The sequence below is a fragment of the Paraeggerthella hongkongensis genome, assembly GCF_003726035.1.
Lineage (GTDB): Bacteria > Actinomycetota > Coriobacteriia > Coriobacteriales > Eggerthellaceae > Paraeggerthella > Paraeggerthella hongkongensis.
Genome location: NZ_QICD01000011.1, coordinates 60,823 through 80,463, shown reverse-complemented (window position 1 = coordinate 80,463; position 19,641 = coordinate 60,823). Strand labels below are relative to the sequence as shown.

General features: G+C 61.3%; 16 protein-coding genes, 3 tRNA genes and 1 riboswitch. Of the genes, 5 read left to right on the top strand and 14 right to left on the bottom strand.

The genetic code is table 11. The features are described 5' to 3' along the window. Positions 1–367 precede the first annotated feature (367 nt). The 5 genes from DMP08_RS07140 (at position 368) to DMP08_RS07120 (ending at position 5,005) form a co-directional block, all read left to right on the top strand. On the top strand, positions 368–1,807 hold the full coding sequence (locus DMP08_RS07140) for a CCA tRNA nucleotidyltransferase (protein ID WP_123192235.1): 1,440 nt from the start codon (positions 368–370) through the stop codon (positions 1,805–1,807). 115 nt (positions 1,808–1,922) lie between these two features. Continuing rightward, a tRNA-Gln gene (locus tag DMP08_RS07135) sits at positions 1,923–1,996 on the top strand. A gap of 31 nt (positions 1,997–2,027) precedes the next feature. Then, positions 2,028–2,104 (top strand) — tRNA-Glu (locus DMP08_RS07130). A 143-nt stretch (positions 2,105–2,247) separates the two neighbouring features. After that, positions 2,248–3,297, top strand: a complete 1,050-nt coding sequence (locus DMP08_RS07125) for an MBL fold metallo-hydrolase (protein WP_123192234.1) — start codon at positions 2,248–2,250, stop codon at positions 3,295–3,297. A 64-nt stretch (positions 3,298–3,361) separates the two neighbouring features. Next, positions 3,362–5,005 carry an amidohydrolase gene (locus DMP08_RS07120; RefSeq protein ID WP_123192233.1) on the top strand — a complete coding sequence of 548 codons (1,644 nt, stop codon included), beginning with the start codon at positions 3,362–3,364 and terminating at the stop codon, positions 5,003–5,005. Positions 5,006–5,087: 82 nt separating this feature from the next. Here the strand turns inward: DMP08_RS07120 and thiD are convergent, their stop codons facing one another. The 14 genes from thiD to DMP08_RS07050 form a co-directional block, all read right to left on the bottom strand. Next, positions 5,088–5,870: a bifunctional hydroxymethylpyrimidine kinase/phosphomethylpyrimidine kinase gene (thiD, locus tag DMP08_RS07115; protein ID WP_123192232.1), complete on the bottom strand. Its 783-nt coding sequence runs from the start codon at positions 5,868–5,870 to the stop codon at positions 5,088–5,090. A gap of 21 nt (positions 5,871–5,891) precedes the next feature. Further along, positions 5,892–6,542 carry a thiamine phosphate synthase gene (gene thiE, locus DMP08_RS07110; protein ID WP_123192231.1) on the bottom strand — a complete coding sequence of 217 codons (651 nt, stop codon included), beginning with the start codon at positions 6,540–6,542 and terminating at the stop codon, positions 5,892–5,894. Positions 6,543–6,616: 74 nt separating this feature from the next. Next, a complete protein-coding gene (gene thiM / locus DMP08_RS07105) occupies positions 6,617–7,453 on the bottom strand; it encodes a hydroxyethylthiazole kinase (protein ID WP_123192230.1) in 837 nt (278 codons plus the stop codon). Then, complete coding sequence (gene thiC / locus DMP08_RS07100) at positions 7,453–8,781, bottom strand: phosphomethylpyrimidine synthase ThiC (protein WP_153071023.1); 1,329 nt, start codon at positions 8,779–8,781, stop codon at positions 7,453–7,455. Before thiC ends, thiM begins: the two co-directional genes overlap by 1 nt. Next, positions 8,743–8,869: riboswitch (TPP riboswitch) on the bottom strand. It overlaps the preceding gene by 39 nt. A gap of 133 nt (positions 8,870–9,002) precedes the next feature. Next, a tRNA-Glu gene (locus tag DMP08_RS07095) sits at positions 9,003–9,078 on the bottom strand. 46 nt (positions 9,079–9,124) lie between these two features. Next, positions 9,125–10,447, bottom strand: coding sequence for a glutamate-1-semialdehyde 2,1-aminomutase (hemL, locus tag DMP08_RS07090; protein WP_123192229.1), 1,323 nt, complete (start codon positions 10,445–10,447; stop codon positions 9,125–9,127). Continuing rightward, positions 10,444–11,544: a siroheme decarboxylase subunit beta gene (gene ahbB / locus DMP08_RS07085; protein ID WP_123192228.1), complete on the bottom strand. Its 1,101-nt coding sequence runs from the start codon at positions 11,542–11,544 to the stop codon at positions 10,444–10,446. The genes hemL and ahbB overlap by 4 nt, the downstream gene beginning before the upstream one ends. Next, the gene (gene hemB / locus DMP08_RS07080) at positions 11,537–12,526 is read right to left on the bottom strand and encodes a porphobilinogen synthase (protein WP_123192227.1); all 990 of its coding nucleotides are present in this window, start codon (positions 12,524–12,526) and stop codon (positions 11,537–11,539) included. Before hemB ends, ahbB begins: the two co-directional genes overlap by 8 nt. 24 nt (positions 12,527–12,550) lie before the next feature. Next, positions 12,551–13,750, bottom strand: coding sequence for a 12,18-didecarboxysiroheme deacetylase (gene ahbC, locus DMP08_RS07075; protein ID WP_114567224.1), 1,200 nt, complete (start codon positions 13,748–13,750; stop codon positions 12,551–12,553). Positions 13,751–13,760: 10 nt separating this feature from the next. After that, entirely contained in the window at positions 13,761–15,341 is a 1,581-nt protein-coding gene (cobA, locus tag DMP08_RS07070; protein WP_123192226.1) for a uroporphyrinogen-III C-methyltransferase, read from the bottom strand. Continuing rightward, entirely contained in the window at positions 15,338–16,321 is a 984-nt protein-coding gene (gene hemC, locus DMP08_RS07065) for a hydroxymethylbilane synthase (protein ID WP_123192225.1), read from the bottom strand. The genes cobA and hemC overlap by 4 nt, the downstream gene beginning before the upstream one ends. Continuing rightward, entirely contained in the window at positions 16,309–17,730 is a 1,422-nt protein-coding gene (hemA, locus tag DMP08_RS07060) for a glutamyl-tRNA reductase (RefSeq protein WP_123192224.1), read from the bottom strand. The genes hemC and hemA overlap by 13 nt, the downstream gene beginning before the upstream one ends. After that, positions 17,727–18,443: a precorrin-2 dehydrogenase/sirohydrochlorin ferrochelatase family protein gene (locus tag DMP08_RS07055; RefSeq protein ID WP_123192223.1), complete on the bottom strand. Its 717-nt coding sequence runs from the start codon at positions 18,441–18,443 to the stop codon at positions 17,727–17,729. Before DMP08_RS07055 ends, hemA begins: the two co-directional genes overlap by 4 nt. A gap of 494 nt (positions 18,444–18,937) precedes the next feature. Next, a complete protein-coding gene (locus DMP08_RS07050; protein ID WP_123192244.1) occupies positions 18,938–19,582 on the bottom strand; it encodes a thiamine diphosphokinase in 645 nt (214 codons plus the stop codon). Positions 19,583–19,641: the final 59 nt, after the last annotated feature.

Below are 19,641 nucleotides of genomic sequence, written 5' to 3'. Positions count from 1 at the left end.
CGTACTTACTTTAAGAGGTCCGTCTCGTGCGGATCCATTGCTTGGCTTTATTTCTCGCTTGTTCTGCTTCTCAGTATCCGGTTTTCAAGGTTCTCCGCTTCAAGCCGAAGCCCGAAGCGCAAGGAGATATACTACCCGTGCCCCCGTCCGGAGTCAAGAACTTTTTTGGAAAAGTTTGGACGCCCTCCGGCGGAGATGCCTCACGACCTTCGGCGGAGCCAGCGGCACTGCGGGTATCCCCTAGCCCGTTCGGGATGACAGCATCCCGAACGTCGGAGCAAAAGCCAAGCCACGCCACCCGCACAACAGCAATCGCGTATATTAGTATAGACGCGACAAGAACCACGCTGCCCAGACAGGAAACACCATGCTGAACCGCGAACCGCAGAATCCCCCGCTTGCGCGCCGATCGGCTGCAAACGAACTTCGCATTCCCGTGCCCGCTTACGCTGAAAAAGCGCTCGATGCGCTTGAGCGCGCGGGCTACGAATCATGGATCGTCGGCGGGTACGTACGAGACGCCCTCCTGGGACGACCCTGCGCCGACGTGGACATCGCAACGGCCGCCGGATGGCGCGACACGCAACGCGTCTTCGAGGAGCGGGGGCACCGCACGCATGAAACGGGCGTCGCCCACGGAACGCTCACGGCGATCGTGGACGATCGTCCTCTTGAAATAACAACATACCGCTCCGACGGCGCTTACAGCGACGCGCGCCACCCGAACCGCGTGACGTTCGTTCGATCCATAGAGGAAGACCTTGCTCGACGGGATTTCACTATGAACGCCCTTGCCTACCACCCCGCGCGCGGGCTGCTGGATCCCTACGGCGGAGCGGACGACCTTGCATCCTCCACGATACGCGCGGTCGGCGACCCTCAGCGTCGCTTCGCGGAAGACGCGCTGCGCATCCTGCGCGCTTGCCGCTTCGCCTCGCAATTGGGATTCGACATAGACTCGGACACCTTTAACGGAATGCTGAGCAACAAAGGACTGCTCTGCCGTATATCGGCCGAGCGCATCACCCACGAGATCGACCGTTTGCTTCTTGGAGAGCATGCGGGACGCGCCCTCGTGGAAACCGTCGACGTTCTGGCGGCCGTGCTGCCCGAGCTTGTGGCGATGAAAGGATTCGACCAGCATACCCCCTACCATATATACGATGTTCTCGAGCACACGGCGCACGTGGTGCAAAACGTGCCCCCGTACCCCCTCGCACGATGGGCCGCCCTGCTTCACGACATGGGGAAACCGGCGCTGTTCTTCACCGACGCTGACGGCGTCGGTCATTTCTACGGTCATGCCGCGGTCAGCGTTATGCTGGCGCGGGCCGTCATGGGCAGGCTCGCGCTGCCCTCGGCGTTCGCGGCGCGCGTCTTGAAGCTCGTCGAGCGCCACGACGACGTCATCGAGCCCACGCCCAAGGCCGTCAAGCGCGCGCTCGCACGGCTCGACGGGGACACGGAACTGTTCCACGCGCTCTGCGATCTCAAGCGCGGCGATGCGCTTGGACAAGCCCCCCGTTGCGCGCAGCGCGTGGGCGCGGTGGACCAGCTTGAAGCCGTCCTTGCCAACGTCCTGGCGGCCGACGAGGCGTTCTCGCTCAAGAAGCTTGCCATAAACGGGCGCGACGTGCTCGCCTTTGGCGTACCGCGAGGCCCACTGGTAGGGCAAGTCTTGGCTGCAGCCTTGGACGCCGTGATCGACGAACGTTTGGACAACGACCGCGCGTCGCTTGAAGCCTTCGTCGCAAGCTGGCTCGAGGAGCAGAACGGGGACTCCGACGCGCCGAACATCGTGCCTTGAAACTTTTCTCAAAAAAGTTGAAATAAAGGCTTGACGAAGTGCACTCAACCCCGTAATATACTTTCTCGCGCTCGCACCTCTCTCCAAAAGAAAGAGATGCGCATCGGTAACCCGATGGGGTGTCGTCTAATGGCAGGACAGCGGTTTCTGGTACCGTATGTGAGGGTTCGACTCCTTCCACCCCAGCCATTTTTACGGTATACTGCACAGCGCACCATGTGGCTCCGTCGTCTAGCGGTTTAGGACGCCGCCCTCTCAAGGCGGAGGTCGCCGGTTCGAATCCGGTCGGAGCTACCAAGAAATTGCAGGTCGGAACCTCTCGGTTCCGACCTTTTTCTTTTCTCGGGACAGTACCGTTAGCCGGCAGAAAAGAAACCGGGCTGTTTCCTCATGGTGAGCGGTGGCGTACAATAGCCGCGAACCAAGAGAAAAGGACCGTCATGCAAACTGAAGACCACGGCACGAAAAGCAACAGCGCCCCCGTTGAAACCGAGCCCGCATTCGGCGAGCCGGTTCTCATCTGCCCCGGACTCTACCGCGTGCGCGTGCCGCTTCCCCACAACCCGCTGCAAGCGCTCAACTCCTACATCATCCTGGGCGAGGAAACCACCATCATCATCGACGTGGGATTCAACCACCCCGCATGCGAAGAGGCGCTCGACGACGCCCTGAGCCAGCTCGATCGGTCGTGGGACAGCGTCGAGATCGTCCTTACCCACTCGCACCCCGACCATACGGGCAACCTCGACCGCATCTACCGCGACGGCATGCGCGTGTACGCCAACCTCCACTCGTTCAAGGAAGTGGAGAACCTCATGGAGATGCAGGGCAACGTGTTCGGCCCCTTGCTGCGCAAAGCGGCGACCCCGCAGCAAAGCGGCCTGACGTTCAGGAAGGGAAAGCACCGCCTGCACGTATCCGCGGAATTGCTCCCCCTGACATGCAAGCCCGACCTCATCTACCTGAACGAAGGAGACGAGCTGCACGCTGGCGACTTCACGTTCCAGATTATCGAGACGCCGGGACACGATCCGTGGCATATCTGCCTGTACGAGCCCGATCGCAACCTCATGATCATCGGCGACCACGTGCTGGAGCGCATCACGCCCTCCGTATCGTCGTGGTTCCCGGCCTACAACGCCTTGGAAGAGTTTCTGGAAAGCCTGGGAAAAATGTACTCCTACGACGTCGATCTGGTTCTTCCCGCCCATGGTGCGCCGTACGGCAACCTGCGCGATCGCGTGATGTACCTTATCTCGCATCACGAAGAACGACTGCAAGAACTGTACGACCTGGTGGCAGCGGGCCACACCGACATCGTATCGATTTCCTCCCACGCAAAATGGCGTTACGACAATTGGCGCGAATGGCCGCTCGATCAAAAGTTCTTCTCAATGGGAGAAACCATGGCGCACCTGGTATACCTGGTGTGCGAGGGCAAGATCAAGCAAACCATTTGCGGCGACGAATACCGCTTCGAACTCCCGTAGAGTCGAGCGGCATCGCAGAAACAGCCGCGGCCCACGAAAGCCGCCGTTCGAAAGGAGCGCGATCGTGCGCATCGATTTGGTAATCGAAAGCGAAAACGTGTTCACAGGGACCAGCGATGCCGCCAAACCTGGGGCCATCGCCATCGCCCAAGACCGCATCGTGGCCGTGGGGCCGCGCGATGAGGTGCACGCCTTCGTTCGGAAAGAGAACGAAGGCGGCGAGCTCCCGCCGGTCCGCAACATGGGAGACGCCCTTGTCGCTCCCGGTTTCCACGACTCCCATCTGCACTTCTTTCACTCCGCCATCTACGCCTCGCCGCTGGCTACCACGTTTTTGGGAGAGAACGAGGCCGATTGCGTGCAGCGCATGATCGAGTTCTCGAAGAGCCGTCCCAGCGGATGGCTTCTTGCGCAGGGGTGGCGCGAGTACCGATGGAACCCGCCCGTTCTGCCCTCGAAAGCGTCGCTTGACGAAGCATTCCCTTCCCGCCCGGTCGCTCTCTATTCAGGAGACGCCCATACGCTGTGGCTGAACTCCGCCGCGCTCGCAGAGCTGGGTCTCGACCGCACGAGCGTGCCGCCGGCGGGAGGATCGTACGACCGCGACGACGAAGGCGAGCTGACGGGCATTGTGCGCGAAGCGGCGGCCATGGAGCTCATGCCCAAGATCATGGGGTCGTTCACCGACGAGGAAGTGGCCGACGCCTACCGCGGGTTCTTCGCCCGCTTGGCGGAAAATGGCGTGACCAGCGTATGCGACATGTCCCTCATGGCAAGCCCCGGCCTCGATTTCATTCGGGACGACGTGCACGCTTTACTGCTGGAACGCGGCGAGCTTACGGCGCGCGTGCATCTGTTCCCCACGCTGCTCGAAGACATGAGCCGCTTCGAGACGATGCGCGCAACGTACACGGGACCGATGCTGCAAGCTCCCGGATTCAAGCAGTTCTTCGATGGGGTTTCCAGCCAGCATACCGCTTGGGTGACCGAGCCGTATACGAACGCCCAGTTCGAGGGCGACTGCGGGCGGCCTACGGTGGAGCCGGCCCTTATGCGCTCCTACATCATGGCCGCGGCGAGCAGGGGCTACCCCGTGCGCATCCACGCTATCGGCGATGCTGCGATTCACGCAGCTCTCGACTTCTTCGAAGAGGCGCGCGCGACGTACGGCCCGCTTCCGGACGGGCGGCGCAACTGCTTGGAGCATCTGGAGAACTTCCTGCCGGGCGATATCGAGCGCTTAGCCGACCTGCAAGTGGTGGGAGCTGTGCAGCCTCCCCACATCACGCTTGACCCCGGCGGTCCCGAACGCGATCTGGGTCAAGAGCGCGTACCGCTCATGTGGCCGTTTCGCGCAATGCTGGACAAAGGAGCAACCTTGGCATTCGGAACGGACTCCCCCGTGGTCGACGTCAATTCCATGAGCGTCCTTTACACCGCCGTGACCAGGCAGGACCCGGAAACGCATGCACCCTGCGGCGGTTGGCTTCCCGCCGAGCGCATCAGCATGGCCGAAGCCTTGCGCGCTTACGCGCAGGGCAGCGCGGCGGCGGCAGGACGAGAGCGCGAACTGGGCACGATCGAACCAGGCATGCTCGCCGATTTGACCGTGCTCGATCGCAACGTGCTGACCTGCGAAGAAGACGATATCCAGAAAACGCGTGTGCTGGCCACCTTCGTCGGCGGTCGCTGCGTGTACGAACGCTAGCACACAACTGCGGGGGCGCCGCCCGTACACGGCAGCGCCCCCGCAGTCGAACAGCCGGCCGCTCGGAAAACGAACGACAGGATCAGTACTCCCACATGTGATCGAGCGGACCGCTGCCCTTCCCCAGGTTCATGCCCGCCCCCAAGGCGCCGCGCACGTAGTCCTTCGCGGAACGCACAGCCTGCTCGACGGTCAAACTGCGCGCCAGCCCGCATGCAATCGCGGACGAAAGCGTGCATCCCGTACCGTGCGTGTTTCGGGTATCCACGCGCGGCGCGCGAAACCAAGTCAACGACCCGTCAGGCAAGGCCAGCACGTCGTCGGCTGAATCGCTTCGATGGCCGCCCTTCACCAGCACCGCCGCAACGCTCTGCTCGGCAAGCAAACGAGCAGCGCGCTCCATGTCGGACTCCCCTTCCACGGCGAAACCGCAAAGCACCGCAGCTTCAGGCATGTTAGGCGTGATCACGTCGGCCAAGGGGAAAAGCAGCTCGGTCAAAGCCACCGCAGCGTCGTCGTCGATCAGGCGCGCACCGCTTGTGGCCACCATGACGGGATCCACCACGACGTTGCGCGCTTCATGGCGCGCCAAGGCGCGCGCAATGGCTTCGATGATGGCAGCCGAAGACACCATCCCGATTTTGACGGCGTCCGGGCGAATATCCTCGAACACGGCGTCGATCTGGGCTGTAACGAAATCAGGCTCGACGCCCGCCACGCCGGTGACGCCCAGGGTGTTCTGCGCCGTGAGCGCCGTGATGGCGGTTTCGGCGAACAGGCCGTGAGCGGCGATGGTTTTGATGTCGGCCTGGATGCCCGCGCCTCCGCTCGAATCCGATCCAGCTATGCTCAATACCGCTTTCATGGCTGTTCCTTCCTTTCGAACCTATGCGCCAAGCGCTTCGCGCACCGTCGTGCGCAAGTCCCGCGCGGCGGCCTCGATGTCGCAGGCCGAGAAGATGGCCGACACGACAGCCGCCCCGTCCGCGCCGGTCCCCGCCAATGCGGGAATGGTTTCCGCATGCAGCCCGCCAATGGCAACCACGGGGATGTCCACGGCCTTGCATATGGCGGCAAGGCCGTCCACGCCCATGATGATCGCGTCTTCCTTGGTGGGCGTTCCGAACACCGCGCCCACGCCCAAGTAATCCGCGCCCGCGGCTTGAGCTTCCAAAGCCTGCTCCACCGTATGCACCGACACGCCCACGATGGCGTCGGGCCCCAGCTTCGCACGAGCATCGGAAACGGCTGCGTCGCCCTGCCCCACGTGCACGCCGTCGGCTTCCACGATGCGCGCCACTTCCACATCGTCGTTGACGACGAACGGCACGCCGGCCTTGCGACACACCGGCGCGATCGTGCGAGCACGCAGCACCATCGCTATCTGGGGCATCTCCTTCTCGCGCAGCTGCACGAACGTCGCGCCGCCGGCGATGGCCTGCTCGACGCAATCCGAAAGCGCGCGCTCCCCCAGCCATGCGTCATCGGTGACCGCGTACAGAGCCAATGCCTGGCGCAGCTTCTCACGTGGATACATCGATCTTCCTTTCCTCTTCTCCCGTTCTCGGCTTGCCGGCCATAGGGCGCTCGGCAAGCCGTGCTCGTACAAGGCTAGGACAGCTTGGCGACCTTGGCGCCCGCCTCCAGCGCATCGCCGTCCAAATTGAACAGCGCATCCAGCAGGTACGTGCGAAACGACCCGTTGCCGTCGAAACCGCCCATGCGCCCTTGGGCTATCTGGCCTGCCAGCCCCATCGAAGCAACGGCGGCGACGGTCGCATCCAGGCAGTTGTCCGGATTCGCCGTTGCGAACGCCCCGCACACGCACGAGAGCATGCAGCCCGCCCCCGTCACACGGCCCATGAGCGAGCTGCCGTTGCGGATCGCATAGGCGCGCTCGCCGTCGGCCACGACATCGATAGCGCCGGTAATCGCCACTACGCAGCCGGTCTTCGCCGCGAATTCCCGGGCGAACGCAGCAGCTGCCTCCAGATTGTCCTCGGTCACCGCGTCGTCGGGGCATACGTCCACGCCGCGCGTAGCGGCCGAGCCGCCGGCAAGCGCCTTCGCTTCGGACATGTTGCCGCGTATCACCGACACGGCCAGATTATCCAGCAAATCCCCCGCCGTCTTGGTGCGCAGGGAGGATGCCCCCGCCCCCACCGGATCGAGCACGATGGGATGGCCCAGCTGGCTCGCGCGCTCTCCCGCCGCGAACATGCCGGCGATGCTTCGCTCGTTCAACGTCCCGATGTTCAGCACCAACCCGCCGCAAACGCCCGTGATGTCTTCGACATCGGCAGGCTCGTCGCTCATGATGGGGCTCGCGCCGATGGCCAGAAGCGCGTTCGCGCAATCGTTGACCGTCACGTAGTTCGTGATGCTGTGAACAAGCGGGGTTGTCTGCCGCACATTGTCGAGTGCGTTCTTCAAAGCGAAAGGCTGCATCACAGCTCCTTTCCCAGATCGATGGTTATGCCGTCCATGATGGTGTTCACCGTGCGCATAGCGCACATCTTACCGCACATCGTGCAGGTGCCGTCCGTCGAAGGCGGCGCGCTTTCGAAGTAACGGCGCGCCTTGACCGGATCCAAAGCCTGCTCGAACATGCCCTCCCAGTCCACGCGGCGACGCGCGTCGCTCATAAGGTTGTCGCGGTCGCGCGCGCCCGGCACGCCCTTGGCGATGTCGGCGGCATGGGCGGCTATCTTCGTGGCAACCAGCCCTTCGCGCACGTCGTTCACGTCGGGCAGGCGCAGATGCTCGGCGGGTGTCACGTAGCAGAGGAAATCGGCTCCCGAGCTGGCAGCGACCGCGCCGCCGATCGCTGCCGTGATATGGTCGTATCCTGGGGCGATATCCGTAACAAGGGGCCCCAGCACGTAAAAGGGCGCGTTATGGCACAGGCGCTTCTCCAGCTTCATGTTCGCGGCTATCTCGTCGAGCGCCATATGCCCGGGGCCCTCCACCATCACCTGCACGCCGGCGTCCCACGCGCGCTTCGTAAGCTTGCCGATCTCGATAAGCTCGGCGATCTGACCCGCATCGGTCGCATCGAACGTCGAGCCGGGACGCATGGCGTCGCCGATGCTGATGGTTACGTCGTGCTCATGCAAAATGGCCAGCACGTCGTCGTAGAACTCGTAGAAGGGGTTCTCGTTGCCCGTAGCTTCCATCCAGGCGAAAATGAGCGACCCGCCGCGGCTCACGATGTTGGTAAGACGCCCCGTTTCGCGAAACGACTCGATGGTGCGTCGGTTCATGCCGGCGTGGATGGTGACGAAGTCCACGCCGTCTTCCGCATGCGCGCGAACCACGCGCAGGAAGTCGTCCACCGTGATGTCTACGAGCGCTTTCTCCAGATAGCCGATGGCGTCGTACATGGGCACGGTGCCGATCATGGCCGGCGACTTCTCGATGAGGCGCGTGCGGAACCCTTGCGTCTTGCCGCTGTTCGACAGATCCATGATGGCCTCGGCACCCAGCTCGAACGCCACTTCGACCTTTTTCCACTCTTCGGCTTCGTCGGCAAGGTCACCCGAAATGCCCAGGTTGACGTTGACTTTGGTGCGAAGCCCGCCGCCTACGCCTTCAGGCGAGAGGCTTGCGTGATGGATGTTCGCGGGAATGGCTATGCGGCCTGCAGCCACGCCCTCCCGGATGAATTCGGGGTCGAGCCCCTCTTTTTCGGCGACGATCGCCATTTCGCGCGTGACGGTTCCGGCACGTGCCGCATCGATCTGCGTCATGAAGCTCCCTTCGTTGGCATTACCCATGTCAGGTTCCTCGGGTCGAAGCGTGCGTCGGCGCTTCCTCTCAGCCTGCCCGGCCGCGATGCGGCTGCAAGCTCCCCGGTATGAAAAGGTACGCGATCAGTATAGCCGTCATCGCGAAAGAACAAGGTGGACCGGATGCGAACGACGGGTTTTTCACGGAAGCGGCGCTATGCGCGCATGGCAGCACGAAAGAATGCACCCGGACATGCCGGGAGAATGCGTGGTGCCCCCAGGAGGATTCGAATCTCCGTTTCCGGCTTGAGTGGCCGGCGTCCTTGGCCGCTAGACGATGGGGGCTTGTAGGCATCGAGACCCTAGTTCCAAAAAAGCCTCTTGAATGCGATCAGAAAGACGACCGGTTCTCCCCGTACAGTTCGGCAAGCACTTCAGCTGCCGCATGAACGAACCCGTCGATGTCCTCATTGGAGTGAGCAAGAGAAAGAAACAATCCTTCGAACTGGCTCGGGGCAACAAGGAATCCGCGATCGAGCATTCTCGAGAAATAACGCGAAAAAGCAGCGATGTCGCATGCACGAGCGACTTCGTAATCGCGAACGACCTCGGGCGAGAAGAACAGCGTGGCAAGAGAGCCCGATCGATTCACGGTACAAGGCGCACCCGCTTCGGCAATGGCCTGCTTGAGGCCGGTCTCCAGACGAAGCCCTTTGATCTCAAGCTCTTCATAGACCCCTGGACGTTCGAGAACCGCAAGGGTGGCGAGCCCTGCTTCCATGGCAACAGGATTCCCCGAAAGAGTCCCAGCTTGGTACACCGGGCCGCAGGGGGCAAGAGCCTCCATCACATCGGCTCGCCCTGCAAAACAGCCAACGGGAAACCCGCCGCCGATGATCTTCCCCAACGTGCAGAGATCCGGCAGAACCCCGAAACGTTCCTGAGCGCCGCCGAGCGCTGCGCGAAACCCGCTGATCACTTCATCGAAAATCAAAAGCGAACCTGAAAGATCGCATAAGCGGCGCAATCCTTCCAGAAAACCGGCCGCAGGGGGCACGACGCCCATGTTTCCCGCAATAGGCTCTACGATAACGCAGGCGACCTTTCCTTCATGAGCATGCATAACACGCTCGACAGCGTCGAGATCGTTGTACGCAACGACAAGCGTATCGCGTGCAGCACCTTTGGTAACGCCCGGCGTCCCAGGTATGCCAAGCGTGGCAACGCCGCTGCCCGCGCTTGCCAGCAGCGCATCGGAGTGGCCATGGTAGCACCCGTCGAACTTGATCACGAGGGGCCTGCCCGTGAACCCGCGCGCAAGGCGCACCGCGCTCATGGTGGCTTCGGTTCCTGAAGACACCATGCGCGCCCTTTCGGCGCACGGGACCAACGCGCATACCTTTTCGGCTAGGAGCACTTCCGCTTCGCAGGGTGCGCCGAACGACAGGCCCCGCTCAAGCTGGGAGCGCACGGCGTCAAGGACCTCCAAGGGGCGATGCCCCAGGATCATGGGACCCCATGAACCGATGAAGTCAACGTACTCGTTGCCGTCCACGTCGACAACGCGGCTTCCGAAAGCACGTTCGTAAAACACCGGAGCGCCCTCGACGTTCGCAAATGCGCGAACAGGCGAATTCACGCCCCCCGGTATGCACCTGCATGCCTCAGAGAACAGCGCAGCCGAACGGTTGCGCGAAAGAGCGGCGACTTTCATTGATCCTCCTCGAAGTATCGCATTGACGTCTTTTTGAACTCGCGCGTGGAATACAGCAAGCGCGGCGGACGCACGCTGATGCCTTCCTGGCCAAGGTTGAAATGCAGTTCGCTTGCCATGCGCTGGCAGCTTGCGCGGTCGTATCCGTGAATCATCGTATACAGGTTGTACGGCCACGTGATGCAACGAGGGCGTTCGTAGCAATGGCTCACGAGCAACGGAGCTGCCAACACTGCGCCAGCGGAAAGAACCTTGTCGTCGGGCACGTCCCACACGCCCATCGCGTTGCCGGCGAAGCCCATGCGCCGATGGCGAACCATGGCGCCGAAACGACGGGCAACTCCGGTCTCGAGCAACGACCGCGTGCGGTCGATCGCCCACGTCTCTCCAAGCGGCCGGTTCGCGTATTCCGACGCGACTTGTGCGGCTCGAGCAAAGGGACGCAACGTGCCAGCGAGGTCTCCCTGCAGGGCGCGAACCAGCGCACGGTCGGCGGCATCGAGCTCTTCGGCAACGATGCCGGACGGCTCGAGAGGCGCGTAGGCCGACGCAGGCTTCGCAGCGGCGCGCGCAAGATCGCCGCCGACCGACGTCTCGGTCACATCGAACGCAACGTTTATCTTGAACAGCCGGCGCGCAGGAAGCACGAGGCAGTCGTCGCACCCTGTTGCAGCTACGATACGCTTAAGTTCGGCATCGCGCTCCAACACGCCGCGCGCGATAAACGTGAACCACAGGTTGTACCGGTTATCGCGTTCGTAGCTGTGCGTGACGCCCGCATATTCGCCCACCAAAGCAGCAACGCGCTCGATCTCATCGGAAGCAACCGCCAATGCGACAAGCGTCGATGCGTATCCGAGACGAGAAGATTCGAAACTCGCACCGATACGGCGAACGATCCCTTCCGATCGAAGCGACTCCACGATGCAGTACGCCTCGCCTTCCGATAGGCCGCACGCCTCCCCAAGAGAGGCGTAAGGCCGCTCGCACAGGGGAAGCGCGTGCTGCACCTGCGTGAGAACCGTACGGGAAACCGCCGCCCCCAAGCTGTCGCACGTCGTACGTTCGACCGAAAAGAGACTGCTATCGTCATGCATGGCAATCCTCGACGATCCAACGAGCAGCGTCTTTGGCATGATACGTGATAAGAACGTCAGCACCGGCGCGCTTCATGGACAACAGCGTTTCCAGAACCACGCGACGTTCGTCGATCCATCCTTGCGCCGCAGCCGCTTTCACCATAGCGTACTCTCCAGACACGTTGTAAGCTACCACAGGGAACGCAAAGGAATCCTTCACTCGCCGCACCACATCAAGATAGGAAAGCGCCGGCTTCACGATGACCAAGTCGGCTCCCTCCTCGATATCGAGTTGCACCTCGCGCAGCGCTTCGTCACTGTTCGCGGGATCCATCTGGTAGGTCGAGCGATCCCCGAACGCCGGCGCAGAATCGGCAGCATCGCGAAACGGCCCGTAGTAACCTGACGCGTATTTCGCCGAGTACGCCATGATGGGCACCTGCGAGAATCCCGCTTCGTCAAGCGCGCGGCGAATAGCAGCCACGCGCCCGTCCATCATGTCCGAAGGCGCTACCATGTCGGCGCCGGCACGCGCGTGGCTCACGGCTTCTGCAGCAAGAAGCGCAAGCGTGTCGTCGTTTTTCACGTCACCCCGTTCATCGAGCACGCCGCAGTGCCCATGATCGGTGTATTCGCACAAGCACACATCCGTAATCACATGAAAATCGGGCGCATGGCGCTTTATCGCGCGAACAGCTTCCTGCACGATTCCATGATCGTCGTACGCCTCGCTTCCCCGCGCATCCTTGCATGCGGGCAACCCGAACAGGATAAGCGATCCCACGTGGCAACGTCGCAACTCGTCCACCTCGGACGCAAGCTGATCAACCGAAAGCTGGAACACCCCCGGCATGGATGCAACTTCGTTGCGCACGCCTGCGCCCGACCTGACGAACAGCGGATAGATGAAGTCGCTCGGGTCCAAAACGGTCTCGCGCACGAATGCGCGCACCGTGGGATTTGCACGCATGCGACGCGGACGGTAATCGGGAAATCTCATACGGTAGCCTCCTCTCCGACGCGCCTACGCGACGCCGATTTCCTCGTCGGTTAAGTAGCAAGCCGGATCAGGGCCCCATAAGTTGCCCGTTGCCGCTTCGCTGCGCACCCGAAAGTTTCCATTGCAGATAGCAAGCCAGCGACAGCGCTTGCACCGGCCCTCCACGAAGGGGCGCTTATCCTTGAGCCGGAACATGAGCTCGCTTTGCTCGGTTGCACGGCTCGTATCGGTCCATATCTCCGAAAACAAACGTTCGCGCACGTTCCCCAACGGGAAATGGCGCCAGAATTGATCAGCGTACACCTCGCCGTCCCAGCTTATGCAGCCAATGCCTGCTCCTGTCGAATTGCCGCGATTCCATTGGAGCAGTTGCAGCACCTCTTCAGCGCGGGCGGGGTCTTCCCGCAGCAGTTCAAGGTACACGAAGGGGCCGTCGGCATGGTTGTCCACGGTCAAAATCTCGGGCGATCCCCCGCGGTCGAACCATGCGCGCGTGCGATCCATGATGAAGCGCACCGCCGCGCGAGTCTCCCCATGATCGAGATCCTCGTCCATGAGCGCGCTGCCGCGCCCCGTGTACACCAAATGGTAGAAGCAAGCGCGATTGATGCCTTCGGCTTCCATGATGTCGAACACGTCGCCTATCTCGCGCCAATTGCGCTTGCTGATCGTCATCCGCACGCCAACCTTCATGCCGGCTGCCTTTGCGTTTCGAATGCCCTCGATCGCCCGATCGAAACTCCCGGGCAAACCGCGGAACCGATCATGCGTCGCGCGTGAACCGTCAAGGGATACGCCAACGTAAGACAGCCCGACCTCGGCGAAACGCTTCGCAAGGTCAGGCGTAATGAGGGTGCCGTTCGTCGACAGGACCACACGCATACCGCGACTCTTCGCGTACTGCATCAACTCCACGACATCGGGACGCATGCACGGCTCTCCCCCCGAGAACAAAAGCACCGGCGCGCCAAACGTAGCCAGATCGTCGATCATGCGCAAAGCTTCGGTTGTACCCATCTCGTTTTCGTAGAGCTTGCATTCGGATCCGGCATAGCAATGCACGCACCGAAGATTGCACGTTCGAGTGCAGTTCCACACGACAACGGGCTTCTTGTCCCTCGAGAACTGAAGAAGCTCGCTTGGCAGGCTGCGCGAATCACGACCGTAACGCAGTACGTCAGCAGGTTCCACAGCCCCGCAATACAATTTCGATATCCCAATCATAAACGCTTCCTCACTTTCCTTCGGAGCATGCAGCCCGATGCTCGACAATAGCCTCCACCAAGCCGGGGATCGTATACTCCTTGGCTTCGGCAGCGATAGAAAAGCCTTCATCGAAGGCGGCAGCCGACGTGATGGGCCCGATAGAGTAGCAAGACAATCCTTCGAGCAACGACGAGGAGTCCGCAGAGACGTCGTTCACAAGGCTCGCAAAATTTCGCACGGTAGACGAGGAAGTGAACGTCACGGCGTCAACATCTCCGGCAAGAAGGCGTGATAACGAAGGCTCCACTGATTCCCGCGATGGGGCCACCGTTCGATACACGGGAACGACGTCGACCGAAGCTCCGCGCGCACGCAGCATGCTAGGCAGGATCTCCCGAGCTTCGAACGCTCGAGCAACAAGTATTCGATCGCCATCGGCCAAACCCGCTTCGATAAGCTGATCGGCAACCGCTTCCGCTCGGTACTCACAAGGCACGAAGTCGGCTGCAATGCCGTATCCTTTCAATTCCTCAGCCGTAGCCGGGCCGATAGCGGCAACGCGCGCACTCGCAAGCGCACGAGAATCCAAACCGGCATGCGACAACCGCTCGAAGAACGCCTTCACGCCATTCGCACTCGTGAACACCACGAAACGATACGACCTCAAGTCTGCTATGCACGCATCGACCTCATCATAGGAGGGAAGCGGCGCTATGGCGATGGCGGGCAGCTCCAAGACGCAGGCGCCAAGCGAGCGAAGCCGCAACGCCAACGCGCTTATCTGAGAACGTGCGCGCGTGACCGCAATGGTCATGCCCGCCAACGGCCCGGATTCGTACCAAGCGATGCGCTCACGCAAGGCAACCACCGCCCCGACCACGATAATAGCGGGCGCCTTGAATCCGACAGCAGCTGCGCTTTCGGCTATCGTTGCCAACGTGCCCGAAAGCACCTCTTGATCAGGCGTCGTGGCCCAACGTACGAGCATAACGGGCGTTTCCGGATCCCGGCCAGCCTCCATGAGCTTGCGGGAGATGAGGGGCAAGTTTCGGACGCCCATGTAAAAGCACAACGTGTCCGCGCCGTGCGCGATGCCCTCCCAGTCGAGGGAGGACTCGTCTTTTGTCGGATCCTCGCTTCCCGCGATGAACGCGACCGACGATGCCATGCCACGATGCGTAACCGGCACGCCTGCATACGCCGGCGCAGCAATCCCGCTCGTCACGCCCGGAATGATCGAGCAAGCCACGCCGGCATCGCGGAGCGCGGCGGCCTCTTCGCCGCCTCGACCAAACACGAACGGATCGCCGCCCTTGAGGCGGACGAGCACCCCGCCGCCGCGCGCTTCAAGCCGGCGAGCCTTGTCAACGAGCAAGCTGTTGATCTCGTTTTGGGTTACGTGATTCGAAAAACCCTTCTTCCCCACGTATACGCACTCGGAAGAGCCGGGCGCATGCGCCAGAAGCAGGGGATTTGCCAAATAGTCGTACACCACGACATCGGCGCGTTTGAGCGCGGCGGCGCCCGCCACCGTCATTAAGCCAGGATCTCCCGGCCCTGCACCCACGAGAAAGACCTCTACGCGACCGATCGGCTTTGGCGTTGTCATGCAAGCCGCCTTTCATCGCCTGCAACACGCGCCTCGTCAAGAACAGCGCGCGCTCCAAGAGACTCAAGATCCTCCACGGCCGCAAGGGCGAGCGCACGAGCCTCACGCACAGCCTGCTCGGTTTCGACAAGGCAGCCAGGCTGCGAAAGCTTCGTGCGCAGCCGACTCCTCAATGCGAGAGTACCGTCCAATCTCCCCGCAAACGCATCGAGAACCAGTTCAGGGCCTTCGAAGCGGGCATAGGCTCCCAGGGGCACCTGGCACCCTCCATCGAGAGCGCGCATGACGCAGCGTTCAGCCGTCACGCATACGTTGGTGACCGCATCGCACACAAGAGCGCAAACGCGAGCTACGGCTTCGTCATCAGCGCGTATCTCGAGCCCAATCGCCCCCTGCCCTACGGCGGGAATCACAACGTCGACAGGGAATGCTTCGACGATTTCGCGCTCCCAACCCATACGCTTTATCCCAGCGGCGGCCAAAACGATAGCGTCAAGCGATCCATCGCGCACTTTAGCTATCCGGGTATCCAGGTTCCCTCGAACCTCCATGTACTCGAGATCGTCGCGCACCGCTCTCAGCTGAGCAAGACGACGAAGAGCACCCGTTCCCACACGCGCGCCGGAAGGCAAGGAAGCGAACGTCGCGCCCGGCACGGCAACGAGGGCATCGCGGGCATCCGCTCGTTCCAAGCACCCCGCAAGCACAAGACCTTCCGGCAGCACCGTGGGAACGTCCTTCATGGAGTGAACGCATACGTCTACACGACCATCGAGCAAGGCTTGCTCGAGCTCTTTCGTAAACAGCCCTTTGTCACCTATTTTTGACAAAGCCACATCGAGAACCCGATCTCCTTTGGTCTTCACGACCTCGATCTCGACCTGGATATCCGGACGGACAAGGCGCAAACGGTCGGCAACGTGATGGGCCTGCCACAAAGCAAGTTCGCTGCCACGAGAGCCTATTTTCAAACAAGGCATGAAGCATCCTTTCGATCATGAGGGCATGCACCGCAACCGCGACGAGCGCAAGCAGAGCCGGAGGACAGTCGACACATGCGGCCATCGTCGCTGCGGCATGAGAATCCCTGCGGGTACGCGTCAAGACCGAACAGATAGCGTGCGGCTTCGGTATAACGGTAAGCGTCAGGATCGCTTGCTTGCTTGCGCAAGCGAGCCGTGGGTCCATGAAGCAGTTTTTTCGCCACAGCGTTCGCAAGCGAATCAAGCACCGCGCGCTCGCCGTCAGACAACGCGCCCTCCCGAAGCGCGGCAAGCGCTTTAGCGGCGCGAGCAACTTCCAGCTCGCACACGTCACGAGCCTTGCCATGCATCTGCTTCACCGTAGGAGTCACCACTCGCTCTTGCATCCAAGAAAGGAAGTCGTCAACCTGTTCAGCTACAAGAGCTTCCGCTCGCACCGATTCCGCTGCGCGAATACGAGCGTTGCCGGCTGCTTCTGCGCCAATATCATCAAGATCAAAGCAAACGATTCCTTCCATGCGCGCACATTCGGGGTCGACCGCTCGAGGCATCCCCACATCCACCGTCACAAGACGGTGCGATCCATCGATCCGCTTCTTCAACGAACGAGACATTATGGCACGAGTCACCAGCAACTCTTCGCCGCCAGCGCAAGCAACCACCAGATCGGCTCGGGCAAGCTCCTTCTCCAACTGGTCGATTTTCACCGATTTGCCACCCACACGAGCTGCAGCTTCTCTCGCACGCTTGAACGTGCGATTAACCACCGTAATGTTTTCCACTCCACGCTCTTTGAGGTACCCGAGAGCAAGCATTCCCATTTCGCCGGCGCCCACCACAAGCGCTCTTCGTCCGTCCAACGTCCCCAGCTCTCGTTCGGCAAGTTGAACCGCAGCCGTGGAAATCGACACCGAACGACAACCGATAGCCGTCTGATCCCGCACGCGCTTTCCAACTTCGAGAGCGCTGCGAAACAGCCGGCGCGTCACCTCGCCCACCGCACCAGCGCTTTCGGCGGCCGCAAACGCGCGCCTTACCTGGCCGATGATCTGAGCTTCGCCAAGCACGATTGAATCAAGCGACGAAGCGACTCGAAACAAATGCTCCACCGCTCCCGGACCCTGCTTCACGACAAGAGCCTGGGCAAGCGCTTCCGCATCGGCGTCTTTCATGCCAGGAAGACCCTGTAGAAAATCAAAGATAGCTCGTATTCCATCAGTCACGGTGACAACCGTCGCATACACCTCGGTGCGGTTGCACGTGGACAGAACGACCGCCTCCGACACCACGTCATTCGAAACAAGGCACTCAAGGGCAACGTTCAGTTTTTCGGAAGGTACAACCAGCTTTTCCCGCAGCTCTACGGAAGCGCTTGCATGGCTCACGCCGGCAGACAAAAGCATCATCGCGATTCGCCAGCCTTAAAGCCCGACTCGTCGACGGCATCGAGAGCTTCGATGTAAACCGATTCCGCATCAAGAACCTCGCCGGCGCGAAGACGACCGAGCAACCCCAGATCGCATGCCGCCTCGAGCACGGCAGCGCGCTCGGTTTCGCCCCCCGAGATACGATCGCGAACGAGCATTCGCACTTCAGACAGTAAATCCGTGTATACCGCCCAATCATCCGAATAACGCTCTTCCAACTCGCATCGCAAACGCTTCGCCAGCACTGGCGCAGCGCCGCCAGTAGATACGGCAAACTGCAGTGATCCGCGTCGAGCAACGGACGGCACGATAAAATTGCAGTGCTGCGGATCGTCCGCGACGTTGGCCAGAACACCGCGCGCCTCGGCTTCGGCATAAACAGCTTCGTTGATTGCCGCGTCGTCGGTTGCGGCGTACACGAGGAACGCCCCTTTCAGATCGCCTTCGCCATAAAGACGTCGCTCAAGCGTCACCGAACCCTCGTTCACCCGAACTTCCAGGCCCGCCGTAACGTCAGGAGACACAACGCGTACGCGTGCACCCGCCTTCAAAAGCCCGTCCACTTTCCGCTCGGCAACACTTCCACCGCCTACCACAACGGTAAAACGTCCCCGTACGTCAAGAAACACTGGATAATACGGCGTACACGTACGCGGCTTTTCCGGTGCACACACCGCAACTGAGTTGTCCATACGACCTCCTCATAACTGGTCTCCTTTCCCAGCGATCAGCACAACCGCCCTGCTTTTCGCACATGAAGACACACGAATGCCCAAGCCGCGCACGTCGACTCTTCGGTTCGTTTCGAACCTCGTTTGAACTTGTCTCGGATTCTCGTCTTTCGCCTTGCGCTTTCTTAAAGCACAAGGGCCATCGTCTTCAGTCGATTCTCGATCGACCGCAAGCGCAGCATAAGACATGACGCAACGTCGCCGTCAACCATCTTTTTGAAAGAGATTTGCTACATGCGGGACGCACGTTTTGCGACCGCATTCCCGCACAACGAAAGAAGCGGATCGAACAAACGTCCGCAAGCATTGTAGATAACGCGCGAAGAAGAGGAGCGCACGTTCGAAACGATCGGAAGTCTTCCCTAGAACGTTCCACGCGAAAACAACAGCGACGAAGCAATGTCGCTTTCAAAAGGACGCCCGAACAACTACTCCGACGCCCCGCGCGAACGGCGCTAGTTGCGAACAGCCTCCGATAGCGGGTAGAACACGTACAGCGTGCCCGATTCGACGGCCACAGTTGCCAGTTCGCCCGTCAACTCGTTGGAAAGGCCGCGCGACGTGCGGTTCGAAAGCGGCTCGTCGTCAAGGGAGTAGGCCATGCCGCGCTCGATGACGCCCTCAGCCCGATCATTGGCGGCGAACACCGACACCGTCCCGGATTCAAGGAGCGGCAACTCGAACACGTCCGGACCGGTCAGCAGGCGCACCGCGTACGAATCGGCTATGGCCGTGATATAGGCGCCCTGCTCTGAGAAGCGCGCGAACAACTGCAGGTTCGCAACGGTATGGTCGAGCCGCCCGCCCAATCCGCCGTACACCAGCAACTCGTCGTAGCGCCATGCCAGGGCTTTCTCGATGGCCAGCTCCATGTCGCTCTGATCCTTTTGCACGGGATAACGGGATACGCGCTTGCACTTCGGCACGTATCCAAGCGAATCGAAGTCGCCCACGGCCATATCGGGAGCCACGCCGATGCCCTCTAGATGCGCGAAGCCTCCGTCGACGGCGATCACATACTCGATCTCGCCCGATTCGCGCCGTGCGAGAAAATCATCTGCGTTGAAATCGATCGCCCCCACCAAAGCGCAAGCCGCCATATCGTCCGTCCTTTTCGCATCGTTGTCGTTCGACCTGTCAGCATAGCATAGCGCGCAAA